Annotated in this window: 22 protein-coding genes; 6 read left to right on the forward strand and 16 right to left on the reverse strand. The window is 71.1% G+C overall.

Going from position 1 to position 24,161, the window contains the following annotated elements; translation table 11 throughout:
• Positions 1–80: 80 nt before the first annotated feature.
• Positions 81–1,358: a DUF2637 domain-containing protein gene (locus tag OO54_RS23815; RefSeq protein WP_200146596.1), complete on the forward strand. Its 1,278-nt coding sequence runs from the start codon at positions 81–83 to the stop codon at positions 1,356–1,358.
• 91 nt (positions 1,359–1,449) lie between these two features.
• Here OO54_RS23815 and lysS read toward each other — a convergent pair whose 3' ends face one another.
• Positions 1,450–3,174 carry a lysine--tRNA ligase gene (gene lysS, locus OO54_RS23820; RefSeq protein WP_033206304.1) on the reverse strand — a complete coding sequence of 575 codons (1,725 nt, stop codon included), beginning with the start codon at positions 3,172–3,174 and terminating at the stop codon, positions 1,450–1,452.
• Between the two features lie 198 nt (positions 3,175–3,372).
• Between lysS and argS the strand changes: the two genes are divergently transcribed.
• Positions 3,373–5,148 carry an arginine--tRNA ligase gene (argS, locus tag OO54_RS23825; RefSeq protein ID WP_033206305.1) on the forward strand — a complete coding sequence of 592 codons (1,776 nt, stop codon included), beginning with the start codon at positions 3,373–3,375 and terminating at the stop codon, positions 5,146–5,148.
• Between the two features lie 53 nt (positions 5,149–5,201).
• Here the strand turns inward: argS and OO54_RS23830 are convergent, their stop codons facing one another.
• Entirely contained in the window at positions 5,202–5,471 is a 270-nt protein-coding gene (locus OO54_RS23830; RefSeq protein WP_026058520.1) for a DUF1876 domain-containing protein, read from the reverse strand.
• A 111-nt stretch (positions 5,472–5,582) separates the two neighbouring features.
• Between OO54_RS23830 and OO54_RS23835 the strand changes: the two genes are divergently transcribed.
• Positions 5,583–6,440 carry a DUF4253 domain-containing protein gene (locus OO54_RS23835; protein WP_033206307.1) on the forward strand — a complete coding sequence of 286 codons (858 nt, stop codon included), beginning with the start codon at positions 5,583–5,585 and terminating at the stop codon, positions 6,438–6,440.
• Positions 6,441–6,443: 3 nt separating this feature from the next.
• On the opposite strand, the gene hemB is transcribed toward OO54_RS23835, so the two are convergent.
• From hemB to OO54_RS23865, 6 genes are all read right to left on the reverse strand, one after another.
• Complete coding sequence (hemB, locus tag OO54_RS23840) at positions 6,444–7,445, reverse strand: porphobilinogen synthase (RefSeq protein WP_078905312.1); 1,002 nt, start codon at positions 7,443–7,445, stop codon at positions 6,444–6,446.
• A 467-nt stretch (positions 7,446–7,912) separates the two neighbouring features.
• The gene (locus OO54_RS23845; RefSeq protein WP_033206309.1) at positions 7,913–9,583 is read right to left on the reverse strand and encodes a bifunctional uroporphyrinogen-III C-methyltransferase/uroporphyrinogen-III synthase; all 1,671 of its coding nucleotides are present in this window, start codon (positions 9,581–9,583) and stop codon (positions 7,913–7,915) included.
• A complete protein-coding gene (hemC, locus tag OO54_RS23850) occupies positions 9,580–10,566 on the reverse strand; it encodes a hydroxymethylbilane synthase (protein WP_033206312.1) in 987 nt (328 codons plus the stop codon). Before hemC ends, OO54_RS23845 begins: the two co-directional genes overlap by 4 nt.
• Positions 10,563–11,933, reverse strand: a complete 1,371-nt coding sequence (locus OO54_RS23855; protein ID WP_033206315.1) for a glutamyl-tRNA reductase — start codon at positions 11,931–11,933, stop codon at positions 10,563–10,565. The genes hemC and OO54_RS23855 overlap by 4 nt, the downstream gene beginning before the upstream one ends.
• Positions 11,930–12,724 (reverse strand): redox-sensing transcriptional repressor Rex, encoded by a 795-nt coding sequence (locus tag OO54_RS23860; protein WP_033206318.1) that lies wholly within the window; start codon positions 12,722–12,724, stop codon positions 11,930–11,932. Before OO54_RS23860 ends, OO54_RS23855 begins: the two co-directional genes overlap by 4 nt.
• A gap of 272 nt (positions 12,725–12,996) precedes the next feature.
• Positions 12,997–13,278, reverse strand: coding sequence for a glutaredoxin family protein (locus OO54_RS23865; protein ID WP_017240955.1), 282 nt, complete (start codon positions 13,276–13,278; stop codon positions 12,997–12,999).
• A 131-nt stretch (positions 13,279–13,409) separates the two neighbouring features.
• Here OO54_RS23865 and OO54_RS23870 point away from each other — a divergent pair, with 131 nt between their 5' ends.
• The 3 genes from OO54_RS23870 to OO54_RS23880 all read left to right on the forward strand — a co-directional run bounded on the left by OO54_RS23870 (position 13,410) and on the right by OO54_RS23880 (position 17,129).
• Positions 13,410–14,372 carry an HAD family hydrolase gene (locus OO54_RS23870; RefSeq protein WP_017240954.1) on the forward strand — a complete coding sequence of 321 codons (963 nt, stop codon included), beginning with the start codon at positions 13,410–13,412 and terminating at the stop codon, positions 14,370–14,372.
• A gap of 440 nt (positions 14,373–14,812) precedes the next feature.
• A complete protein-coding gene (locus tag OO54_RS23875; protein ID WP_033206321.1) occupies positions 14,813–15,598 on the forward strand; it encodes an ECF subfamily RNA polymerase sigma factor, BldN family in 786 nt (261 codons plus the stop codon).
• 298 nt (positions 15,599–15,896) lie between these two features.
• Positions 15,897–17,129 (forward strand): DUF5667 domain-containing protein, encoded by a 1,233-nt coding sequence (locus OO54_RS23880; RefSeq protein ID WP_033206323.1) that lies wholly within the window; start codon positions 15,897–15,899, stop codon positions 17,127–17,129.
• Positions 17,130–17,199: 70 nt separating this feature from the next.
• On the opposite strand, the gene OO54_RS23885 is transcribed toward OO54_RS23880, so the two are convergent.
• From OO54_RS23885 to OO54_RS23915, 8 genes are all read right to left on the reverse strand, one after another.
• Positions 17,200–18,246, reverse strand: a complete 1,047-nt coding sequence (locus tag OO54_RS23885; protein ID WP_033206326.1) for a lysophospholipid acyltransferase family protein — start codon at positions 18,244–18,246, stop codon at positions 17,200–17,202.
• Positions 18,247–18,262: 16 nt separating this feature from the next.
• A complete protein-coding gene (locus OO54_RS23890; RefSeq protein WP_033206329.1) occupies positions 18,263–19,345 on the reverse strand; it encodes an NAD-dependent epimerase/dehydratase family protein in 1,083 nt (360 codons plus the stop codon).
• A gap of 136 nt (positions 19,346–19,481) precedes the next feature.
• Positions 19,482–19,580, reverse strand: coding sequence for a 30S ribosomal protein bS22 (locus OO54_RS43780; protein ID WP_003948845.1), 99 nt, complete (start codon positions 19,578–19,580; stop codon positions 19,482–19,484).
• Positions 19,581–19,743: 163 nt separating this feature from the next.
• On the reverse strand, positions 19,744–19,953 hold the full coding sequence (locus OO54_RS23895) for a helix-turn-helix domain-containing protein (protein WP_017240950.1): 210 nt from the start codon (positions 19,951–19,953) through the stop codon (positions 19,744–19,746).
• A gap of 127 nt (positions 19,954–20,080) precedes the next feature.
• Positions 20,081–20,896: a phosphatase gene (locus OO54_RS23900; RefSeq protein WP_026058517.1), complete on the reverse strand. Its 816-nt coding sequence runs from the start codon at positions 20,894–20,896 to the stop codon at positions 20,081–20,083.
• 118 nt (positions 20,897–21,014) lie between these two features.
• Positions 21,015–22,190: an acetoin utilization protein AcuC gene (locus tag OO54_RS23905; RefSeq protein ID WP_017240949.1), complete on the reverse strand. Its 1,176-nt coding sequence runs from the start codon at positions 22,188–22,190 to the stop codon at positions 21,015–21,017.
• The gene (locus OO54_RS23910) at positions 22,159–23,358 is read right to left on the reverse strand and encodes an MFS transporter (RefSeq protein WP_033206332.1); all 1,200 of its coding nucleotides are present in this window, start codon (positions 23,356–23,358) and stop codon (positions 22,159–22,161) included. The genes OO54_RS23905 and OO54_RS23910 overlap by 32 nt, the downstream gene beginning before the upstream one ends.
• 43 nt (positions 23,359–23,401) lie before the next feature.
• Positions 23,402–24,049, reverse strand: a complete 648-nt coding sequence (locus OO54_RS23915) for an HAD family hydrolase (RefSeq protein WP_033206384.1) — start codon at positions 24,047–24,049, stop codon at positions 23,402–23,404.
• Positions 24,050–24,161 lie beyond the last annotated feature (112 nt).

The raw sequence follows: 24,161 nt of genomic DNA on the forward strand, positions 1-24,161 counted from the left end.
TCCCTCCCCCGGGGGCCGGGTTTCGCGCGCATGTGCCACTCTGTGCGCGCCGGATGTCGTTTGACGGGAGGGGATCGCGGGTGGCCGCGATGCAGCTGACACGCACACACCGAATACTCATCGGCCTCGTCATCGCCGGTGCGCTGATCATCGCGGGGATCGGTTTCGCGGGCTCGTACGCCGCCGTGCGTGAGCTTGCCCTGCAAAAGGGCTTCGGCACCTTCTCGTACTTCTTCCCCATCGGCATCGACGCGGGCATCTGTGTACTGCTCGCGCTGGACCTGCTGCTGACGTGGCTGCGGATCCCGTTCCCGCTGCTGCGTCAGACGGCCTGGGTGCTGACGGCCGCGACGATCGCGTTCAACGGCGCGGCGGCGTGGCCCGACCCGCTGGGCGTCGGCATGCACGCGGTGATTCCGGTGCTGTTCGTGGTGGCGGTCGAGGCGGCTCGGCACGCGGTGGGCCGGATCGCGGACATCACGGCCGACAAGCACATGGAGGGTGTGCGCATCACCCGCTGGCTGCTGTCGCCGGTTCCGACGTTCCGGCTGTGGCGCCGCATGAAGCTGTGGGAGCTCCGCTCGTACGAGCAGGTGATCAAGCTGGAGCAGGAGCGGCTGATCTACCAGGCTCGGCTGCAGGCCCGTTACGGCCGTGGCTGGCGGCGCAAGGCGCCGGTCGAGGCTTTGATGCCGCTGCGTCTGGCCCGTTACGGCGTTCCGCTGGCGGAGACCGCTGCGGCGGGTCTCGCGGCGGCGGGCATCGAGCCGGCGGTGCTGCCGGCGCAGTCTCCGCAGCTTCAGCAGCCCCAGCAGCCCCAGCTTCCGCAGCAGCCGCAGCAGCCGCAGTTGCTTCAGCAGCCGGAGGGGCTCCAGCCGGTGGCGGCGGTGCCGCAGCAGCTCCCGCACCCCGGGCTCGCGCCCGCCGAGGCGCAGCCGGTGCCCGTGAACCACGACAGTCCGTGGTTCGACACGCAGCAGGTCACCCCGGAGACGTACGGGGGCACGTACAACCCGCAGATCGTCGAGGGTCTGGAGCCCATGCCCGTGCCGGTGCCGCAGGGGCCGGAGGACGTGCCGCCGCCGGGGCCGGAGCAGTTCGTCGAGTACCCGGAGTACGTCGAGGAGCAGCCGCAGGAGCCGCGGGACGACGAGTTCGAGGACGTCGTCTACAAGGTCCTGGAGACGTACGTGATCGAGTACGGGCAGGCGCCGAGCGAGGCCGAGCTCGCGCAGCTGGTGGCCGAGCAGTACGGCATGCAGGAGTTCCCGGCGTCCGACATCGATCTGCTGCGGCAGGCGGTCCCGAAGGCGGAGCAGCGGGTGCAGCAGGCGAGGGCCGACGTCGACATCCCGTAGGCGGTGTCCGTAGGACCGTGAGGCACATGTGGAAGAGGGCCGCTCCCGGAGTCCGGGGCGGCCCTCTTCACGTGCTCACACGCTCGTCCGGTTACGCGGCGAGCAGCTTCCGCACCCGGTCCGCCCCGACGGCGAGGAGCAGCGTGGGCAGGCGCGGGCCGGTCTCGCGGCTCACGAGGAGCTTGTAGAGCAGGGCGAAGAAGGCGCGCTGGGCGAGCTTCAGCTCGGGCGTCGGCTTGGCCTCGGCGTCGAGTCCGGCCATGACCTTCGGGACGCCGTAGACGAGCGTGGTGAGCCCGTCGAGCGACCAGTGGGTGTCCAGGCCTTCCAGGAGCAGCCGGAGCGACTCGCGGCCCTCGTCGTCCAGGGAGCCGAGGAGCTCGGTGTCGGGCTCCTCGCGGACGATGGTGCGCTGGTCGGCCGGGACCTGGTTGGTGATCCAGTTCTCGGCGCGGTCGAGGCGCGGGCGGACCTCGTCGAGCGTGGTGACCGGGTTCTCCGGGTCGAGCTCGGTCAGGATGCGCAGGGTCTGCTCGTCGTGGCCGGCGGTGATGTCCATGACCGAGGCCAGCGTCCGGTACGGCAGCGGGCGGGGCGTGCGGGGCAGCTCGCCGGCGGCCGTGCGGGCGGCGCGGGAGTGCGCGGCGGCGTCGGCGGGCAGCACGCTGCCGTCGGCGACCTTGGCCTCCAGCTTGTCCCACTCGTCGTAGAGCCGCTGGATCTCCTGGTCGAAGGCGATCTTGAAGGACTGGTTGGGCTTGCGGCGGGCGTACAGCCAGCGCAGCAGCTGCGGCTCCATGATCTTCAGGGCGTCGGCCGCGGTGGGCACGCCGCCCTTGGAGGAGGACATCTTGGCCATGCCGCTGATGCCCACGAAGGCGTACATGGGGCCGATGGGCTGGACGCCGTCGAAGACGTCGCGGACGATCTGGCCGCCGACGACGAAGGACGAGCCGGGCGAGGAGTGGTCGACGCCGGAGGGCTCGAAGATGACGCCCTCGTAGGCCCAGCGCATCGGCCAGTCGACCTTCCAGACCAGCTTGCCGCGGTTGAACTCGCTGAGCTTCACGGTCTCGGCGAAGCCGCAGTTCGTGCAGGTGTAGGCCAGTTCGGTCGTCTCGTCGTCGTACGACGTGACGGTCGTCAGGTCCTTCTCGCACTGGCCGCAGTAGGGCTTGTACGGGAAGTAGCCGGAGGCGCCGCCGGAGCCGTCGTCCTCACTCGCCGCGCCGGAGCCCTCCTCGGCCTCCAGCTCGGCCTCGTCGAGGGGCTTCTGCGACTGCTTCTTCGGGGCCTTCTTCGTCCGGTACTGGTCGAGGATGGCGTCGATGTCGCCGCGGTGCTTCATGGCGTGCAGGATCTGCTCGCGGTAGGCGCCCGCCGTGTACTGCTCGGTCTGGCTGATGGGGTCGTATGCGACGCCCAGCTCGGCCAGGGACTCGACCATGGCGGCCTTGAAGTGCTCGGCCCAGTTCGGGTGGGGCGAGCCGGCGGGGGCCGGGACGGAGGTCAGCGGCTTGCCGATGTGCTCGGCCCAGGACGCGTCGATGCCCTCGATGCCGTTCGGCACCTTGCGGTAGCGGTCGTAGTCGTCCCAGGAGATGAGGTGCCTGACCTCGTGTCCGCGGCGGCGGATCTCGTCGGCGACCAGGTGCGGGGTCATGACCTCGCGGAGGTTGCCGAGGTGGATCGGGCCGGACGGGGAGAGGCCGGAGGCGACGACGACCGGTTTGCCAGGCGCACGTCGCTCCGACTCGGCGATGACCTCGTCCGCGAAACGGGAGACCCAGTCGGTCTCGGTGCTGCTCTGAGCCACGGTCGGTACGTCCTTCTTCCTGAGGGGTTCTGTCTGACAGCCCTACGTGAAGCCATTCTCCCAGACGGAAGAGCGGTCTCCGAGGTTGTCCACAGGAGTGCCTGTCGGGTCGTCCACAGGCGGGGAAATCACGTTGCGCTCCCATGGGACACTTGACAAGCGAATTAGACCTGACGGACTCAACAGGAACGGAAGCTCATGGCCTCGGTCCCTTCCCTCGCTTCGACCGTGCAGCAGCGCCTCGCGGACGGCCTCTCGGCAGCCCTGCCGGACGCCGGCTCCGCCGACCCGCTGCTGCGACGAAGCGACCGGGCCGACTTCCAGGCCAACGGCATCCTGGCGCTGGCCAAGCAGCTGAAGGGCAACCCGCGGGAGCTGGCGACGAAGGTCGTCGAGGCGATCCCGGCGAACGACGTGCTGAAGGAGATCGAGGTCTCCGGCCCCGGGTTCCTGAACATCACGGTCACCGACAGGGCGATCGTCGAGACCCTCGCGGCCCGGGCGGCCGACGCGCGTCTCGGTGTTCCGTTCAGCGAGTCGGCCGGCACGACGGTGATCGACTACGCCCAGCCGAACGTGGCGAAGGAGATGCACGTCGGTCACCTGCGGTCGGCCGTGATCGGTGCCGCGATGGTCGAGATCCTGGAGTTCACGGGCGAGACGGTGGTCCGCCGCCACCACATCGGCGACTGGGGCACCCAGTTCGGCATGCTCATCCAGTACCTGATCGAGCACCCGCACGAGCTGGACCACAAGGCCGAGGACGGGGCGGAGGTCTCCGGCGAGGAGGCCATGTCGAACCTGAACAGGCTCTACAAGGCCTCGCGTGCCCTGTTCGACTCCGACGAGGAGTTCAAGACGCGGGCGCGTGGCCGGGTCGTGGACCTCCAGGCGGGCGACGAGGAGACCCTGGCCCTCTGGCAGCGGTTCGTCGACGAGTCGAAGATCTACTTCTACTCGGTGTTCGACAAGCTCGACATGGACATCCGGGACGGCGACGTCGTCGGCGAGTCCGGCTACAACGACATGCTGACGGAGACGTGCCGCATCCTGGAGGAGTCGGGCGTCGCCGTCCGTTCCGAGGGTGCGCTGTGCGTGTTCTTCGACGACGTGAAGGGCCCGGACGGCAACCCGACGCCGCTGATCGTCCAGAAGTCCGACGGCGGCTTCGGTTACGCGGCGACGGACCTGTCCGCGATCCGCGACCGGGTGCAGAACCTGAAGGCGACGTCCCTGCTGTACGTGGTGGACGCCCGGCAGTCGCTGCACTTCAAGATGGTCTTCGAGACGGCCCGCCGGGCCGGTTGGCTGAACGACGAGGTCAAGGCCGTCCAGCTGGCCTTCGGCACGGTCCTCGGCAAGGACGGCAAGCCGTTCAAGACCCGTGAGGGCGAGACGGTCCGGCTGGTGGACCTGCTCGACGAGGCCGTCGACCGGGCGACGGCCGTCGTCCGCGAGAAGGCCGAGAAGGTGGGCCTGAGCGAGACGGAGATCGTCGAGAACGGCCAGTACGTCGGCATCGGCGCGGTGAAGTACGCCGACCTGTCGACGTCGGCCGCGCGGGACTACAAGTTCGACCTGGACCAGATGGTGTCGCTGAACGGCGACACGTCGGTGTACCTCCAGTACGCGTACGCGCGGATCAAGTCGATCTTCGGCAAGGCCGGCGACCGCACCCCCGCCGCCCACCCGGAGCTGGAGCTGGCGCCGGCGGAGCGTGCGCTCGGCCTGCACCTGGACCGGTTCGCGGAGACGGTGTCCGAGGCGGCGACCGAGTACGCGCCGCACAAGCTCACGGCGTACCTGTACCAGCTCGCCTCGCTCTACACGACGTTCTACGACCAGTGCCCGGTCATCAAGCCGGAGCCGGCGCAGGAAGTCGCGGAGAACCGCCTCTTCCTGTGCGACCTGACGGCCCGCACCCTCCACCAGGGCATGGCCCTGCTGGGCATCCGGACGCCCGAGCGGCTCTGACGCAGTGAGGTGAAGCCCCCGGCACGGATCACCGTGCCGGGGGCTTCGTCGTGTCAGCGGATGGTGTGCGAGGTCCGGCCGGACACCTCGTCGATCTCCTTGTGGGCCTTCTGCAGCAGTTGCGAAGCGAGGTCCATCAGGGCGCGCGCACCCGCGATCTCCTCGCCCACCCGCAGCTGGTCCGGATCTGAGGGGTGCCGGTTCGCGGTCCCGTGGGCCCGGAACTCGGTGCCGTCGGAGAGCCGGACCATGGCCGCGGCCCGCGTCCGGTCACCCTCCTCCTTGAACTCCATCTCCACATGCCATCCGACGAGCGTCTGCATCATGAGGATCACCTCCACCGAGGGCCTGTCGGCTACCCCTCCAGAGTGCGCCGCCCGCTGCCGCCCCACCACCCCCGGGCCGTTGTCAGTGGCGCCCCGTACGTTCTGATCATGGCGATGATCCCGAACCAGCTGCCCCGGCTCATGTCCGATCCGACCGGCCGTTCCCTCGGCCTCGACCTGCCGCCCGGCGCCCTCACGGGCCCCGCGGAAACCCCGTACCTCTGGTCGGGGCACGCCCCGGCGGGTCCCGCCGCGTGGGCGGCCCTGCGCCCGGCGGCCCGTACGGCGGGGCTCCTCCCGGTCCTGCTGGGCGTGGAGCGGAACCTGGACGAATGGCAGCTTCAGCCGGAGCGGATGAGCGACCCCGCGGACCACGACGCGGACGAGGTGCTCGCCGGCTTCTGGGGCCACGCGGCCTCGGAGACGCCCGAGGAGGAGCAGGACCCTCGGATGACCACGGTCGTGGACGACCCGTTCGGCGAGCAGCCGGAGCGCGGGGAGATCGTCGCCCCCTTCACCGCCGGCTGGCCGGGCCTGGCCGCGGCTCAGCCGCTCGACACGGACCCCGACCGGGCGGCGGCCACCGTCGCCGAGATGCTCACGGAGCCCGGCTTCTGGCTGGACGAAGCCCGTCCGGCCCTGGTCCCGGCCCGCCGGAGCGCCGACATACCCGCGGTCATCGGCTGGGGCGGCCCGCTGAACCACGAGAACGACGTGGCCCGCCTGTGCACGGTGCTGCGGTCCTGGGAAGACCGCTTCGGCGCCCGTGTCATCGCCCTGACCTTCGACCAGCTGGTGGTCTCCGTGGCGGCACCGCCCAAGACCCTGGAAGAGGCCGAGGCGGTGGCGGCGGAACACTTCGCGTTCTGCCCGGACAACATCGCCCAGGGCAGCCACGGCACCCTGCGCGAGTACGCCGAGAAGGCCCTCCTCGACGCCCCGGTCTGGAGCTTCTGGTGGGACTAGGAGCTAGCGGTCGGCGGACAGGTTCCGGGCGACCTCGGTCGCCCAGTACGTGAGGATCATCTGCGCCCCGGCCCGCCGGATGCCGGTGAGGGTCTCCAGGATCGCCTTGTCCCGATCGATCCAGCCCTTCTCGGCGGCGGCCTCGACCATCGAGTACTCCCCGCTGATCTGGTACGCGGCGACGGGCACGTCGACCGACTCGGCGACCTTCGCGAGCACATCGAGGTAGGGCCCGGCGGGCTTCACCATCACCATGTCGGCCCCCTCCTCCAGGTCCAGCGCGAGCTCGCGGAGGGACTCGCGGACATTGGCGGGGTCCTGCTGGTAGGTCTTGCGGTCGCCCTTGAGGGAGGAGCCGACGGCCTCACGGAAGGGGCCGTAGAAGGCGGAGGAGTACTTCGCGGTGTACGCGAGGATCGACACGTCCTCCTTGCCGATGGTGTCCAGGGCGTCCCGGATCACGCCGACCTGGCCGTCCATCATCCCGGAGGGCCCCACGACGTGGACGCCGGCGTCGGCCTGGACCTGCGCCATCTCGGCGTAACGTTCCAGCGTGGCGTCGTTGTCGACCCGCCCGTCGGCGTCCAGGACACCGCAGTGCCCGTGATCGGTGTACTCGTCGAGGCACACGTCCGACATGATGACCAGCTCGTCCCCGACCTCGGCCTTCACGTCCCGGATCGCGACCTGCAGGATCCCGTCCGGGTCCGTCCCCACCGTGCCCGCGGCGTCCTTCTTCGCGTCCTCCGGCACACCGAAGAGCATGATCCCGGAGACCCCGGCCTCCACCGCCTCCACCGCGGCCTTCCGCAGCGTGTCCCGCGTGTGCTGCACGACCCCCGGCATCGCCTGGATCGGCACCGGCTGCGTGATCCCCTCCCGCACGAACGCCGGAAGAATCAGATCAGCGGGCCGCAGCCGCGTCTCGGCCACCATCCGTCGCATGGCAGGCGTCGTCCGCAGCCGCCGCGGCCGCGCTCCGGGAAACGATCCGTACGAGTTCATGCCCCCGAGGCTACGCCCGCCCACCCCCTCCCCTTACCAACACCTTGTGGGCATACCTCCCCCTCCCCACCCGCCCTCCGCCCCACAGGCCACACCGCCCCTCGCCCACCCCGCGTGCGCCTCCGCCCTCCGCCCACCTCCGTGTGGGGGCCTGCGCGGGCCCTGGGCTCTCGCCCGCCGCACCCCCCGTGTGGGCCTTCGCCCACCGCCGTGTGGGCAATCGTCCCGCTGGGGCGGGACGGGTGGGCACACGGGACGGCGCCCTCGGCTGCCCACCCGTTCCGCCCCAGCGGAACGAATGCCCACAACGGGCGGGACGAAGGCCCACAACGCGGGAGCGCGGGCCCACGACAGGGCGGGCCCGGGCGCAGCCCACAACGCCCAGGCACAGCCCACATCGCACGGCCCCCGCGAAACGCAAAGGGTGCGGGCCCGAAAGGACCCGCACCCCGCACGTACACAAAGGACTACGTCGTCCGCCGACGCCTCGCCCCCGGCCGCCTCTCACTAGGCCGCGTCACCGGATCCCCCGCCTCCCGCGCCGCCTCGCGCCGACGCAGACCGAAGTCCGCGAGCGCCTCGGCGAGCTTGTGGACGGAGGGCTCGGGCGACAGCACGTCGACCCGCAGTCCGTGTTCCTCGGCCGTCTTCGCGGTCGCCGGCCCGATGCAGGCGATGACGGTGACGTTGTGCGGCTTGCCGGCGATGCCGACGAGGTTCCGCACGGTCGACGACGAGGTGAAGAGCACCGCGTCGAACCCGCCGCCCTTGATCGCCTCCCGCGTGTCCGCCGGCGGCGGCGACGCGCGTACGGTCCGGTAGGCGGTGACGTCGTCGACCTCCCACCCGAGTTCGATGAGCCCCGCGACCAGCGTCTCGGTCGCGATGTCGGCCCGCGGCAGGAAGACGCGGTCGATCGGGTCGAAGACGGGGTCGTAGGGCGGCCAGTCCTCCAGCAGCCCCGCTGCGGACTGCTCACCACTCGGCACGAGGTCCGGCTTCACACCGAAGTCCACGAGCGCGGCGGCGGTCTGTTCGCCGACGGCCGCGACCTTGATGCCGGCGAAGGCGCGGGCGTCGAGCCCGTACTCCTCGAACTTCTCGCGTACGGCCTTGACCGCGTTCACCGAGGTGAAGGCGATCCACTCGTACCGTCCGGTGACGAGCCCCTTGACCGCGCGCTCCATCTGCTGCGGGGTCCGCGGCGGCTCGACGGCGATGGTCGGCACCTCGTGCGGCACCGCGCCGTAGGAGCGCAGCTGGTCGGAGAGCGAGGCGGCCTGCTCCTTGGTGCGCGGCACGAGCACCCGCCACCCGAAGAGCGGCTTCGACTCGAACCACGACAGCTGGTCCCGCTGCGCCGCGGCGCTGCGCTCGCCGACCACGGCTATGACCGGCCGGTGGCCTTCGGGCGAGGGGAGGACCTTGCCCTGCTTGAAGACCTGGGCGATGGTGCCGAGCGTCGCGTTCCAGGTGCGCTGCCGGGTGGTGGTGCCGGCGATGGTGACGGTGAGCGGGGTGTCCGGCTTACGGCCTGCGGACACCAGCTCACCGGCGGCCGCCGCCACCGAGTCGAGCGAGGTGGAGACGACGACGGTGCCGTCGGAGGCGCCGACCTCGGCCCAGCAGCGTTCGTCGGCGGTGCGGGCGTCGACGAAGCGGACGTCCGTTCCCTGCGCGTCGCGCAGCGGCACACCCGCGTACGCGGGCACGCCGACGGCGGTGGCGACGCCGGGGACGACCTCGAAGGGGATGCCCTCGGCGGCGCAGGCGAGCATCTCGGCTCCCGCGTTCCCGTCGAGGCCGGGGTCGCCGGTCACCGCTCGGACGACCCGCCTGCCGCCCCTCGCGGCCTCCATGACAAGATTGGCCGCATCCCTCAACACGGGGACACCGGCGGCTGTTGACGCCTCGTCAACAACCGTCAGCTCAGGCGTGCTCACCCCCGCACGCGCATGGCCGCGAACGACCTCGAGCACCTCCGGCTCGGCGATCAGGACGTCCGCTCCCGCCAGGGCCTCGACGGCCCTGAGGGTCAGTAGTCCGGGGTCGCCCGGGCCTGCGCCGAGGAACGTCACGTGTCCGTGGCCGGCGAAGGCCGGGGACAGGGGGCTGGTGGTCGGGCTGGTGGGGTTCAAAGTGCTCGCTCCCCCATAAGACCGGCCGCGCCCTTGGCGAGCATCTCGTCCGCGAGTTCGCGTCCGAGCGCCATGGCCTCGTCGTGCGAGGTGGGTACGGGTCCGGTGGTGGACAGCTGCACCAGCGTCGAGCCGTCGGTGGTGCCGACGACGCCGCGCAGGCGCATTTCGGTGACAACCTGCCCGTGACCGGGGTCGTCGGCCTGGAGGTCGGCCAGCGCACCCACGGGTGCGGAGCAGCCTGCCTCGAGGGCGGCGAGCAGGGATCGCTCGGCGGTCACGGCGGCCCGGGTGTGCGGGTCGTCGAGCGCGGCGAGCGTGGCGACGAGGTCGGCGTCGGACGCCGGACATTCGATCGCCAGTGCCCCCTGGCCGGGGGCGGGCAGGACGGAGTCGACCGACAGGTGGTCGAGCGACAGGGAGCCGGTGAGCTCCGACGTCCCGCCGATGCGGTTGAGACCGGCCGCGGCGAGAACCACCGCGTCCAGCTCACCGCTGTGTACATAGCCGACCCGGGTGTCGATGTTGCCCCGGATCGGGACGCAGGTCAGCTCCAGGCCGTGGTTGCGCGCGTAGGCGTGGAGCTGTGCCATGCGCCGCGGCGAACCGGTGCCGACCCGGGCACCCTTGGGCAGGGTGTCGAGCGTGACGCCCTCCCGTGCGATCAGCACGTCGCGAGGGTCCTCGCGCCGCGGGATGGCGGCCAGGACGAGCTCGGGGTGCTGTGCGGTCGGCAGGTCCTTCAGGGAGTGGACGGCGAAGTCCACGTCGCCCGCGAGCAGCGCGTCGCGCAGGGCGGCGACGAAGACGCCGGTGCCGCCGATCTGCGCGAGGTGCTCCCGGGAGGTGTCCCCGTACGTCGTGATCTCCACGAGCTCCACGGGCCGGCCGGTCAGCTGCCGGACGGCATCGGCCACGTGCCCGGACTGGGCCATGGCGAGCTTGCTGCGCCTGGTCCCGAGCCTCAGTGCCCTCTCGGTCATACTCGCCCTCGGTTCTTGACGTCGGCGTCATTCAGGTCGGCCCGGCTGACAGAAGCCACCGTCTCCGGGTCGAGGTCGAAGAGTGTCCGCAGCGCGTCCGCGTACCCGGCGCCGCCGGGCTCGCTGGCCAGCTGCTTGACCCGCACGGTCGGCGCGTGCAGGAGCTTGTCGACCACCCGGCGCACGGTCTGGGTGATCTCGGCGCGCTGCTTGTCGTCGAGGCCGGGGAGCCGGCCTTCGAGACGGGCGACCTCGTTGGCCACCACGTCGGCGGCCATGGTGCGCAGGGCGACGACGGTGGGGGTGATGTGGGCGGCGCGCTGGGCGGCGCCGAAGGCGGCCACCTCGTCGGAGACGATGCCCCGCACCTGGTCGACGTCGGCGGCCATGGGCGCGTCGGCGGAGGCCTCGGCGAGCGACTCGATGTCGACGAGGCGGACACCGGGGGTGCGGTGCGCGGCGGCGTCGATGTCGCGGGGCATGGCGAGGTCGAGCAGGGCGAGCGGGGTGCGGCGGTGCCGTACGGCGGCCTCGATGTTCTCGCCGGTGAGGACGAGTCCGGTGGCGCCGGTGCAGGAGATGACGATGTCGGCACGTGTCAGTTCGTCGCCGACGGCAACCATCTCGACCGCGCGTGCGGCCACTCCCGAACCTCCGGGCTCGCCGAGGATCTGGGCGAGCCGCTCGGCGCGGGCCAGGGTGCGGTTGGCGACGACGATCTCGGAGACGCCGGAGCGCGCGAGGGTCGCGGCGGCCAGCGAGGACATGGAGCCGGCTCCGATGACGAGGGCCTTCTTGCCCTTGGCCCAGGCCTCGACGTCCGTACCGCCCGTGCCGTCGCCACCGGCGAGCTGCTCGAGTCCGAAGGTGACGAGCGACTGCCCGGCCCGGTCGATCCCGGTCTCGCTGTGGGCGCGCTTGCCGACCCTCAGGGCCTGCTGGAACAGGTCGTTGAGGAGGCGGCCGGCGGTGTGCAGGTCCTGCCCGAGGGCGAGGGCGTCCTTGATCTGGCCGAGGATCTGGCCTTCGCCGACGACCATGGAGTCGAGCCCGCAGGCCACCGAGAAGAGGTGGTGGACGGCCCGGTCCTCGTAGTGCACATAGAGATAAGGAGTGAGCTCGTCCAGGCCGACGCCGCTGTGCTGCGCGAGCAGCGTGGACAGCTCGGCGACACCGGCGTGGAACTTGTCCACGTCGGCGTAGAGCTCGATGCGGTTGCAGGTGGCGAGGACGGTGCCCTCGGCGGCCGGTTCGGCGGCGAGGGTGTCCTGGAGGAGCTTGGCCTGGGTGTCCGCCGACAGCGAGGCGCGCTCCAGGATGGAGACGGGGGCGCTGCGGTGGCTCAGGCCGACGACGAGGAGGCTCATGCCGGCATCACCGCGGGGACGTCCCCGTCGGGTCCCTTGCGGCCGCTGCCCGTGCTGCGCGGGGCGGGCGGCATGGCGGCGGCGGGGGTCTCGGCGCCGGTCTCGGGTGCGTTCTCGCCGCCCGCTTCCTCGCCGGCCTTGCGCTGCTCGTGGAAGGCGAGGATCTGCAGCTCGATGGAGAGGTCGACCTTGCGCACGTCCACGCCGTCGGGCACGGAGAGCACGGTCGGGGCGAAGTTCAGGATGGAGGTGACTCCGGCGGCGACGAGCCGGTCGCAGACCTGCTGGGCGACGCCGGCCGGGGTCGCGATGACGCCGATGGAGACGCCGTCATCGTGGATGATCTTCTCCAGGTCGTCGCTGTGCTGGACGGGGATCCCGGCGACCGGCTTGCCGGCCATCGCGGGGTCGGCGTCGATCAGCGCGGCGACCCGGAAGCCGCGGGAGGCGAAGCCGCCGTAGCCGGCGAGCGCGGCGCCGAGGTTGCCGATGCCGACGATGACGACCGGCCAGTCCTGGGTGAGGCCCAGTTCGCGGGAGATCTGGTAGACGAGGTACTCGACGTCGTAGCCGACCCCGCGGGTGCCGTACGAGCCGAGGTAGCTGAAGTCCTTGCGCAGCTTCGCGGAGTTGACGCCCGCCGCGGCCGCGAGCTCCTCGGAGGAGACCGTGGGTACGGAGCGCTCCGAGAGCGCGGTGAGTGCGCGCAGATACAGCGGAAGCCGGGCGACGGTGGCCTCGGGAATTCCTCGGCTACGGGTCGCCGGTCGGTGAGTTCGGCCAGTTGCCACGGTGCTCCTGCGGGATGAGCGGGGCTGCAGGCGGCCATACGTCCCAAGACCGCCCCGTCGAATGCAGGCTATGTCTTTGTGAACGCGTGCACAAAGATGGTGTCCGTTTTGTCCGGCCAAAGTGACCGGGGTCACGCGGCTGGTTCCTGTCGTCACGGAACCGCGGGGTGCGTCAGCGCGTTGAGAACCCGAAGGGGGCAAAACCGCACACACCTCTCACGACGTCACCCCCGAAACCCAACAAAACGTCCACGATGGTAACCGCCTTTCGGTCACGCACCCAGTTCGCGCCGGAGCCGCTCCGCGTCAACGCGCCAGAACGTGTGCTGCTCGCCGTCGACCAGGACCACCGGAATCTGCTCCCAGTACGCCCGGTGGAGCTCCTCGTCCCGGGAGATGTCCTTCTCCTCCCAGCGTGCACCCGTCTCCGCGCACACGGCCTCGACGACCGCGCGGGCGTCGTCGCAGAGATGACACCCCGGCTTCCCGATCAGCGTCACGGTGCGCGACCCGGGGTCGGCCTTCTTCTTCGTCCGTCCGAACATGCCGTCCATTCTGTCCCCTCGGCCGCGCGGAACCCCGCCACGGCCGAGCGGTACCCGATTAACAGGGGAGCCCCACACTGTTCACGCCCTGGCATCGTCACAAGTCGGGAAGTACCGAACAGACTGGCTATGCTCACGACATGGCCGCTCTGGGATGGCTCACCCCCCGTAGGCGCTCCGCCACCGCGCGCAGCGTCCTCGCAGGCGAGGCCGCTGCCGAGGCAGCGCGCAAGTCCTCACTCCAGCTGGAGCGGGAGCGGGAGGAGGCGGCCGCCGCGACCGGCGCCGCCGAGGCCGAAGCCCCGGCGGAGCCCGAGTTCCCGGTCGTCGGGGACGTACGGGCGGCCGCCTTCTTCGATCTCGACAACACCGTGATGCAGGGCGCCGCGATCTTCCACTTCGGCCGCGGCCTCTACAAGCGGAAGTTCTTCCAGCGCCGCGAACTCGCGCGCTTCGCCTGGCAGCAGGCCTGGTTCCGGCTCGCCGGCGTCGAGGACCCCGAGCACATGCAGGACGCCCGCGACAGCGCGCTGTCCATCGTCCAGGGCCACCGCGTCTCCGAACTGATGTCGATCGGCGAGGAGATCTACGACGAGTACATGGCGGACCGCATCTGGCCCGGCACCCGCGGTCTCGCCCAGGCCCACCTCGACGCGGGCCAGAAGGTCTGGCTGGTCACGGCCGCCCCGGTCGAGACGGCCACGATCATCGCCCGGCGGCTCGGCCTGACCGGCGCGCTGGGCACGGTCGCCGAGTCCGTCGACGGCGTCTACACCGGGAAGCTGGTCGGCGAACCCCTGCACGGGCCGGCCAAGGCCGAGGCGGTACGGGCCCTCGCCGCGGCCGAGGGCCTCGACCTGAGCCGCTGCGCCGCCTACAGCGACTCGCACAACGACATCCCGATGCTCTCGCTGGTCGGCCACCCGTACGCGATCAACCCGGACACCAAGCTCCGCAAGCACGCGAAGGACCGGGAGTGGCGGCTGCGCGACTACCGGACCGGCCGCAAGGCCGCCAAGGTCGGCATCCCCGCGGCCGCGGGCCTGGGCGCGCTCGCCGGCGGTACGGCCGCCGCGGTCGCCCTGCACCGCCGCCGCCACTGACGCCGACCCGGCGAAAGCCGCCCTCCCGGGCGCGCGACCCCTCTGCCGATACGTTTCGGCTGCGATCATCTGCGACAACCCCGGACCAGCGGCCCTCACCCGTCCGTGGTCGAACACCACCGCACAGGTCGACCCCCAGGCATTCCGGACTCCTTACCCAGCAGCGGCCACAATCAGTCACCCGTCCCGCACTTGAGCACAACGCAACGCCCGCGCAGTCACAGTCGGAAGCAAAGCGATCAACAACTAGTCACGAACTAGGCCCTTACTCGACTGCAAGCAGTAACCGAAACGACGGAACCGGTGATTTGAGCAACTGGGTGTAGTGCTGCCTGTACGAAGCGTTATTCTCCTCAGACGCACAAAGGACCCCTCACGTCGCCACGACGGGTGAACGGTCCCGCACTGCACGTGATGGAAGCTCTGCCTCTGGGAGTCCCGTGTACCCACACGTCGGGGTTGACACCTCGGGCCTGGCTACGCTGCGCGCAACGGTCCTCGACCACTTGCGCGGCTTCGTCCCCACCGCGTACGCCGGCCCTGTCCCCGCCTTCGCCTTCGCCGCACCGGCACCCGCCGGCCCTTGCTACGCCCTGGCCGACGGCGGGGCCGCCGTGGGCAGACGGGGTGCGCGCTCCACGGCCTCGACCACCCACCGCCGCCCCACCGCCGACAGCGACAGCGCCCGCATGATGGACCTGGTCGAGCGGGCCCAGGCCGGCGAGGCCGAAGCGTTCGGCCGGCTGTACGACCAGTACAGCGACACGGTCTACCGCTACATCTACTACCGCGTCGGCGGGAAGGCGACGGCGGAGGACCTCACCAGCGAGACGTTCCTGCGCGCCCTGCGCCGGATCTCCACCTTCACCTGGCAGGGCCGCGACTTCGGCGCCTGGCTCGTCACCATCGCCCGGAACCTGGTCGCCGACCACTTCAAGTCCAGCCGCTTCCGCCTCGAAGTCACCACCGGCGAGATGCTCGACGCCAACGAGGTCGAGCGCAGCCCCGAGGACTCCGTCCTCGAGTCGCTGTCCAACGCCGCCCTGCTCGACGCGGTCCGCCGCCTCAACCCCCAGCAGCAGGAGTGCGTGACCCTGCGCTTCCTCCAGGGCCTCTCGGTCGCCGAGACCGCCCGGGTCATGGGAAAGAACGAAGGCGCCATCAAGACGCTTCAGTACCGGGCCGTCCGCACGCTGGCCCGCCTCCTCCCGGACGACGCCCGCTGACCGCTCCGCACCCCCCACACGCGGCCCCCTGCCCCGGCCGGCGGCCCCACCCACGCACGTCCCCACAAGCCCCCACGACCCCCGCACGACTCACAGTCGGTAACACCTCTATGACGCACTGGTCCGATCATCTTTCGCGCGTAACCCAAGTGCCGCGCCGCTCGTTGTGCGGGATGCAGGCTCCCTGTGGACACGCCATGTCCGCAGCCACTCACTCTTTCGTGTGGATGCGCTCAAGGTGTGCAACCTTCCGGACACCCCGGGGAGTCGACCGTCATGACGAGAGGAGGTGCCGCCAGTGATCGCGAACGTATCGGCGCACCGGCGGGCGAACGCCTTCGCCCAGGCCCTGGAGGACCGGGCGTCCGAGGGCGCGGCGGCCGAGCAGCCCGAAGCCCCGGCCGAACCGGCCGAGCAAGGGCGGCTTTTGGCTTTGGCGAACGGTCTCGGCGAATTGCCGAAACCACAGCTGGATCCCGAGGTCAAGGTGGTGCAGCGAGCCCAGCTCGTCGCCGCCATGGAAGCGATGCTCATGGAGGGGAGCGCGGCCGCGGGCCCTACGGTGCCGGTGCAGCGGACGGCCGGCGGCAAGGGGACCCACCGGGCCTCCCCACTCCGCAAGCTCCGCCCCCGCTCCCGCTGGAGCAAGGGCCTCGCCGCCGGCGGCCTCACCGTCGGTGTGGCGGCGGGGGCCTTCGGCGGAGTGGCCGCTGCCAGTTCCGACGCCCTGCCGGGTGACTCGCTCTACGGGCTCAAGCGGGGCATGGAGGACATCAAGCTGGGCATGGCAGACGACGACGCGGACCGCGGCGGCATCTACCTCGACCAGGCCTCCACCCGCCTCAGCGAAGCCCGCAGGCTCATGGAACGCGGCCGCGCGGGCGACCTCGACCACGAGTCGCTCACCGAGATCCGCCGGGTCCTGGGCGGTATGAAACACGACGCCAGCGAAGGCCACCGCCTGCTCCGCCAGGCGTACCAGCGGGACGGCGAGATCGCCCCGATGGCCCGGCTCAACTCCTTCGCCCAGGCGCACCGGGACACCTGGAACGGCCTCCGCGACCGGCTCCCCGTCCAACTGGCGGACGTCGGCAGCGAGGTGACGCACGTCTTCGACGCCATAGACGAAGACGTCGAGCCGCTCCAGTCGGTGCTTCCCCGCACCCCCGAGAAGGGCGCGATCGGCTCCGAGGGACCGAGCAGCAGGCCCGGCACCCCGAGCGGCAGTCAGGGCACGGACACCCAACGTCCGCCGTCCACCGACACCTCTCCGTCGGGCAGCCACTCGGCACCGCCCCGCCCGTCCGGCCCCAGCACGGGCACCAGCCCGAGCACGGACACCGGGACCGGCTCACCGGAGGACGACGGTCTCCTCGGCGGCAGCGCCGGCGGAATCCTCAAGCCCTCCCCGAGCGGCATCCCGACCGCCCCCACCGGCGAGTCGACGCCCGACGTCCCCGACGTCACCCTTCCCCCACTCCTGCCGGGCCTCCTACCAGGCCTCGGCATCGACAGCGAGGACGCTCGCTAGCAAGAAGGAGGGGCGCCCCCACGGACGGGGGGCGCCCCTCCTTCCTCGCGCCGGAGGAACACCGACCGCCTCAGAAGAACACCGACCGCCGCTGCACCAGCAGCTTGTACAGCGTGTGCTGGATCTGCTCCCGGACCTGATCCGTCAGGTTGAACATCAGCATCGGGTCCTCCGCCGCCTCCGGCGCGTACGAGTCCGTCGGGATCGGCTCGCCGAACTGGATGGTCCACTTCGTCGGCAACGGCAGCGCCCCCAGCGGCCCCAGCCACGGGAAGGTCGGCGTCAGCGGGAAGTACGGGAGGCCCAGCACCCGCGCCAGCGTCTTCGCGTTCCCGACCATCGGGTATATCTCCTCGGCCCCCACGATCGAGCAGGGCACGATCGGCACCCCGGCCCGCAGCGCCGTCGACACGAAGCCGCCCCGGCCGAACCGCTGGAGCTTGTACCGCTCCCCGAACGGCTTCCCGATCCCCTTGAAGCCCTCCGGCATCACCCCGACGATCTCGCCGGCCCGCAGCAGCCGCTCCGCGTCCTCCGCGCACGCCAGCGTGTGCCCCGCCTTGCGGGCCAGCTCGTTGACGACCGGCAGCATGAACACCAGGTCCGCGGCGAGCAGCCGCAGGTGCCGCCCGGCCGGATGGTGGTCGTGCACGGCGACCTGCATCATCAGCCCGTCCAGCGGCAGGGTCCCCGAGTGGTTGGAGACGATCAGCGCCCCGCCGTCGGCCGGGATGTTCTCGACGCCCTTCACCTCCACCCGGAAGTACTTCTCGTACAGCGGGCGCAGCAGCGACATCAGGACCTGGTCGGTGAGCTCCTCGTCGTAGCCGAACTCGTCGACCTCGTACTCGCCGGTGATCCGCCGCCGCAGGAACGCGAGCCCTCCCGCCAGCCGCCGCTCCCAGCCACCGCTCCCGGCACCGGCGCCCACCTCCGCGTCGGGCCCGCTGTCGCCGCTGTACGGGCCCGGCGCGGCCGCCGCCTCCTCCGCCCCCCGGGCGCCCTGCTGCGGCCCCGGGAGGGCCCGTACTGCCGCCGCCTCGCCGTCGGGCCGGTCGGGCCGCCGCCGGGCCCGCGAGCGGTCGTCGTCGAACGGAATGACCTTGGCGTCCGCCATCGCTTGTCCGGTCTCCTCAGGCGCCGTCGTGAACAGGGGGAACAGCAGTCGCGGGGGAAGCGGGGGCCGACGTCCCGAGCAGGCGCCCGGCGAGCCGGTCCACCACACCCGCCAGCGCCTCGGGCGGCAGCAGCCCCGCCCCGCGGGCGCGCGCGAAGTCGGCGAAGGCCTCCGCCGTCGTGCGGCGCGGCGAGAAGCCGAGGACCTCGCGCGTCTGGACCGTCGAGACGACCCGGCCGTGCGTGAGCAGCCGGATCTGCTCGGGAGCGAAGTCGGTGATCCCGACCGTGCGCAGCGCCGTCCCCACCCAGGTGACCGCCGGCAGCAGCACCGGCACGGTGGGCCGTCCGAGCCGCCGCGCACACTGGGACAGCAGCAGCACCCCGTCGCCGGCCACGTTGAACGTGCCGCTGTTCAGGGTCGCCCTGCGGGGCTCGTGCGCCGCCAGGCGCAGCACGTCGATCACGTCGTCCTCGTGGACGAACTGCAGCCGGGGGTCGTAGCCCAGGACGGTCGGCAGCACCGGCAGCGCCAGGTACTCGGCCAGCGGGGAGTCGATCCGGGGCCCGAGGATGTTCGCGAACCGCAGCACGCACACGGCCACGTCGGGCCGGCGCCGGGCGAAGCCCCGGACGTACCCCTCGACCTCGACGGCGTCCTTGGCGAAGCCCCCGCTCGGCAGCGACTTCGCGGCGGTCGTCTCGACGAAGACGGCCGGGTCGCGGGGCGCGGAGCCGTAGACACTCGTACTGGACTTGATCACGAGCCGTCTGATCCGCGGCGACTTCTGGCAGGCCCCGAGCAGCTGCATGGTGCCGATGACGTTGGTCTCCTTGACCGACGTCCGGCCTCCGCCGCCGAGCGCCGTACCGGTGACGTCCAGATGGACCACCGTGTCGACGTCGTGCTCGGCGAGGACCTTCGCGATCTCCGGCCGGCGGATGTCGGCCCGTACGAACTCGGCCGCGCCGAGCTGGTGCGCCGGCTGGACCGCGTCCACCGCGATCACCCGCTCCACCTCGGGGTCCCGCTGGATCCGCCGCACGAAGCGACCGCCGAGATGCCGGGCGGCACCGGTGACGAGCACGACCTTGCCCAAGATCAGCGCCTTCCGTCCGTCTTCCGTTGGTCGCCACCGTAGCGCCTCGGCATTTCCACGCGATAAAAAACGTGGCCCTCCACCGCGAACGGTGAAGGGCCACGCTACGCACGAAATGCTGCGGTGCAGCTGTCGCTTACTTCTTGTTGCGACGCTGAACGCGCGTGCGCTTCAGCAGCTTGCGGTGCTTCTTCTTCGCCATCCGCTTGCGCCGCTTCTTGATAACAGAGCCCACGACTACCCTCGCTCACTTCTCGGAACATCCCCGCCTCCCGGCGGGGATCGGTGCGGGGCGTCTGGGCCCACACGACCTACGTCGGCCTAGCCTACCGCCCCGAGCACCGCGCTTGTAATCAGAGGGCCGTGCAGAGCTCTCCCGGTGTTGTTCCGCGCGCTCGCTACGCGGTCCCCACCCCCACGAAGGACTCCCTCAGGTACTCGTGAACCGCCTGTTCCGGCACCCGGAAGGACCTGCCCACCCGGATCGCCGGCAGATGACCGCTGTGCACCAAGCGGTACACGGTCATCTTCGAGACGCGCATCACCGCGGCGACTTCCGCCACGGTCAGAAACTTGACCTCGTTGAGAGGTCGATCGCCAGCAGCCATGACCCACCTGTACCTTCCGCCGCGACGCCCACCGGCTTCCCCTCCGGTGACTCTTCGTCGCCGAGCGCTCACTCTCCAGACTAGGGGCGGGTGGTACGAGTGGGGAAGAGGAGCTGCCATCGGCCGTTTACCGTGACAGACACGCTCGATTGAGTACATAGCGCGTGAGAGGCCGGTAGTAGTCGGAGCGCACGCCGTCATCAAGCGGAACGGCCACCGACACCTGCCCCTCCGCCTCACCGACGAACAGCGCCGGATCATCCGTATCGGCCAGCCCGATGGCCTCGATACCCAGCTGACCAGCACCGCAGACCCAACCGTGATCCCCCACCACCAGCTCCGGCAGCGGACCGCCGCACTCGGCAGCGGTTTCGAGGGCGGCCCTAACCGGCAGCGGCGAGTGGGAGTGCGCCCCCGGCTCACGCCCTCCCCCCGACGGCCCCGGCTCTCGCACCAGCGCGACCCCCCGTACGTAGTCGAGAAGGTACGTGCGTACGCCGAACCGGGTCGTTATGTCGACACATCGCCCCTGCGCCGGTGTGAGGACAAGACATCCCGCCGCCGACAACGCGTCTGCGAGAGCGACGTAGAAACCGAGCAGACGATGCGGATGCCCCGTCCCGAACAGCACCGGAACCCGCCGCGCGGCCGCCGCCCCCAACCGCGCCGCGAAGGCGTCGAGCCCCCTCAACGTACGCTCCGGATCGATGACGTCCGGCCCCGAACGGTGCGCCGGATCCCCCGACACCCCGCACTTGTCGGCCATCAACCGCAACAGCTCGGCCTCACCCCACCCCCACGCGGGATCGAGCCCCAGCAACACCCGCGGATCCCGCGCCGCGAACAGCCGATAGCTCCGCAGGCTCTCCTCCCGCGACGTCGCCACCGTCCCCGCCAACCCCGCCGCCAACAGATGCGCCCGCAGCGCCCCGGTACTCAACACCCTCCCGATGCTGCCGGAACACCACAGCCCGGGTACCCAAACCTCCCGGACACCCCACAGTCGGCGTAACACCCACCCGCGCGCTCCGGCACCACACCCCCCACGCCGGCACGCACGCTCAGGCGAGCAGCCCCCGCAGCGGAAAAGCCGCCTTCCGGGTCGCCAGCACCGCCTGGTCCAACCGGTCCGCCGGGTCGTAGCCCTCGGCCCAGTCACGGAAGCCCACCGGCCACCGCCCGTCCGTCATCCGCGCCGGCCCCAACTGCCGGGTCCGCGCGTACACCTCGTCCCGCCACGACGACGGCACCACCGCCTCCGGATCCACCGGAGCGTGCGCCGCGATCCCCACCAGATGCGTCCACGACCGCGGTACGACGTCCACCACCGCATACCCGCCACCGCCCAGCGCCACCCAGCGCCCGTCGGCGTACTCGTGCGCCAGCTCGTGACAGGCCTCCTGCACCGCCCGCTGCGCGTCCAGCGACACCGCCAGGTGCGCCAGCGGATCCTCGAAGTGCGTGTCCGCCCCGTGCTGCGTCACCAGGACCTGCGGCCGGAAGTCCGCGATCAGCTCCGGCACCACCGCGTGGAAGGCCCGCAGCCACCCCGCGTCCCCCGTACCGGCCGGCAGCGCCACGTTCACCGCCCCGCCCTCACCGGCCCCCGCCGCACCCGTCTCCTCCGGCCAGCCCGTCTGCGGGAACAACGTCCGCGGATGCTCGTGCAGCGACACCGTCAGAACCCGCGGGTCCTCCCAGAACGCCGCCTGCACCCCGTCACCGTGGTGCACGTCCACGTCCACGTACGCGACCCGCTCCGCGCCCAGCTCGAGCAGCCGCGCGATCGCCAGCGACGCGTCGTTGTAGATGCAGAACCCCGACGCCGACCCCGGCATCGCGTGGTGCAGACCCCCCGCGAAGTTCACCGCGTGCGCGGCCTCCCCGCGCCACACCGCCTCCGCCGCCCCCACCGACTGCCCGGCGATCAACGCCGACACCTCGTGCATCCCCGCGAACGCCGGATCGTCGACGGTGCCGATCCCGTACGCCTGGTCCGCGAGACGCGGATCCGCGGACGCCGCCCGCACCGCCGCCACGTAGTCCTCACGGTGCACCAACCGCAGCGTGGAGTCCCCGGCCGACTTCGCCGACACCACGTCCACCGCCCGGTCGAGCCCGAAGGCCCGCACCAGCGACATCGTCAGCGCGAGCCGTACCGGATCCATCGGATGCTCGGACCCGAAGTCGTACCGTGTGACAGCTTCATCCCACATCAACAGTGCGCGGCCGCTCATGCCCGCCACCGTATCGGGCCTCCCGCGAACCGAACGACGTGGCGTACACCACCGTCACCAGGACCAGCGCCATCGGCACCACCATCGCCCCCCGGTAACTCCACGCGTCCCCCAGGGCCCCCACCAACGGCGACCCGACCAGGAACCCCACGTAGTTGAAGACGTTGAGCCGCGCCACCGCCGCGTCACTGTTCCCCGGGAACAGCCGGCCCGCCGCCGCGAACGTCTGCGGCACGATCACACTCAGCCCCAACCCCAGCACCGTGAACCCGGCGATCCCCGCCCACGCCCCCGGCGCCACCGCCACCAGCGCGAACCCCAGCCCCCCGAGCACCGCACCGCCCCGCACGACCACCGCCGCCCCGAGCCTCCGCACCCCGAAGTCCCCCACGGCCCGCCCGAGCAGCGTCGTCACCATGTACGCGTTGTACGGCACGGTCGCCAGCTCCTCCGAGCTACCCAGCACGTCCTGGAGGTACTTGGCACTCCAGTTGGAGACCGTCGAATCCCCGATGTACGCGAACGTCATCACCAGGCACAGCGGCAGCAGCAACTTGAACGCGATCCCGCTCCCCTTGCTCTCCCCCGCCTCCTCCACCGGCCCGGCCCCGCCGGCCACGTACCACCGGCTCCCGACGAAGGCGACCGGCAACAGCACCGCCACGACCGGCAGGTACGACGCGAACAGCGACAGGTGCCAGTGCGCCCCCACCCAGGCCAGCGATGCCCCCGCGATCCCCCCGAGGCTGTACGAGGCGTGGAAGCCGAGCATGATGCTCCGCCCGTACGCCCGCTGGAGGCTCACCCCCAACATGTTCATGGAGGCGTCCAGGGCACCCACCGCCAGCCCGAACAGCCCCAGCGCGACCGCCACCGCCCACAGCTCCGAACCGACCCCCACCGCCAGGAGCGCGAGCAGCACGAACGGCTGCGCCCACCGCAGCACCACCGCCGGCCCCACCCGCGCGACGACCTTCTCGGTCGCCACGCTCGCCACCCCGGCCAGGATCGGTACGGCGGCCAGGAACACGGGCAGCAGCCCGTCCGAGATCCCGTACCGGTCCTGAATGGCCGGTATTCGTGTCACGAGCAGGGCGAAGGTGACCCCCTGCACGAAGAAACTGACCGCCAGGGATCCCCGACCACGCCGCAACCGCGCATCCGTCATGGCGGCACAGCGTACGGCCGGAAACTACCGCTGGGTAGATGGATCACATCCCCAAAATCGCGGGGAGCTCGTCCATCCGCCGGAACCAGCCCCTGGCCCCGGCCAGCTTCTCCTCCGGCGTCATCGCGGTGAACCCGTACACGTCCATCCCCGCCGCCAGCGCCGCCTGCACCCCGAGCCCGCTGTCCTCCACGACCACACACCGCTCGGGCGCCACACCCATCCTCTCGGCCGCGTGCAGGAACAGGTCGGGCGCCGGCTTCCCCCGGCCGACGTCCTCGGCACTGAAGACGATCCCGTCCCGGAACCACGCGTCGAGCCCGGTCTTCCGGTGCCCCACCCGGATCCGCTCATGACTCCCCGACGAGGCCACGCAGTACGGCACCCCGGCCGCGGCCAGCCCCTTCAGTACGGCCCCGGCGCCGGCCACCGCCTCCAGCTCCCTTTCGAACGCCGCGAAGACCCGCGCGTGGAACGTCTCGTCGAAGTCCTCGGGCAGCCGCTGCCCGCTCCGCTCCTCGACCAGCTCATGGATCCGGTGCATGGCCGACCCCATGTAGTCCCGCACCGACTCCTCGTACGTCGTCGGGTGCCCCAACTCCGTCAAATAGCCGGCCAGCAACGTGTTGGAGATCGGCTCACTGTCCACCAGCACACCATCGTTGTCGAAAATGACCAAGTCGTATCGCATGGCCACAGCCTAGAACGCAAAAATGCCTCAACCCCCGGACAATGTCCGGGGGTTGAGGCTAAAAATTGTTCGGCGGCGTCCTACTCTCCCACAGGGTCCCCCCTGCAGTACC

This window comes from Streptomyces wedmorensis (assembly GCF_000716445.1).
Lineage (GTDB): Bacteria > Actinomycetota > Actinomycetes > Streptomycetales > Streptomycetaceae > Streptomyces > Streptomyces wedmorensis.

Excerpts from the sequence above, each read along its gene's own strand:
- argS (WP_033206305.1), top strand. The coding sequence starts at position 3,373 with ATGGCCTCGGTCCCTTCCCTCGCTTCGACCGTGCAGCAGCGCCTCGCG.
- OO54_RS23830 (WP_026058520.1), bottom strand. The coding sequence starts at position 5,471 with ATGCAGACGCTCGTCGGATGGCATGTGGAGATGGAGTTCAAGGAGGAG.
- OO54_RS23835 (WP_033206307.1), top strand. The coding sequence starts at position 5,583 with ATGGCGATGATCCCGAACCAGCTGCCCCGGCTCATGTCCGATCCGACC.
- hemB (WP_078905312.1), bottom strand. The coding sequence starts at position 7,445 with ATGAACTCGTACGGATCGTTTCCCGGAGCGCGGCCGCGGCGGCTGCGG.
- hemC (WP_033206312.1), bottom strand. The coding sequence starts at position 10,566 with ATGACCGAGAGGGCACTGAGGCTCGGGACCAGGCGCAGCAAGCTCGCC.
- OO54_RS23855 (WP_033206315.1), bottom strand. The coding sequence starts at position 11,933 with ATGAGCCTCCTCGTCGTCGGCCTGAGCCACCGCAGCGCCCCCGTCTCC.
- OO54_RS23865 (WP_017240955.1), bottom strand. The coding sequence starts at position 13,278 with ATGGACGGCATGTTCGGACGGACGAAGAAGAAGGCCGACCCCGGGTCG.
- OO54_RS23870 (WP_017240954.1), top strand. The coding sequence starts at position 13,410 with ATGGCCGCTCTGGGATGGCTCACCCCCCGTAGGCGCTCCGCCACCGCG.
- OO54_RS23885 (WP_033206326.1), bottom strand. The coding sequence starts at position 18,246 with ATGGCGGACGCCAAGGTCATTCCGTTCGACGACGACCGCTCGCGGGCC.
- OO54_RS23895 (WP_017240950.1), bottom strand. The coding sequence starts at position 19,953 with ATGGCTGCTGGCGATCGACCTCTCAACGAGGTCAAGTTTCTGACCGTG.
- OO54_RS23905 (WP_017240949.1), bottom strand. The coding sequence starts at position 22,190 with ATGAGCGGCCGCGCACTGTTGATGTGGGATGAAGCTGTCACACGGTAC.
- OO54_RS23910 (WP_033206332.1), bottom strand. The coding sequence starts at position 23,358 with ATGACGGATGCGCGGTTGCGGCGTGGTCGGGGATCCCTGGCGGTCAGT.
- OO54_RS23915 (WP_033206384.1), bottom strand. The coding sequence starts at position 24,049 with ATGCGATACGACTTGGTCATTTTCGACAACGATGGTGTGCTGGTGGAC.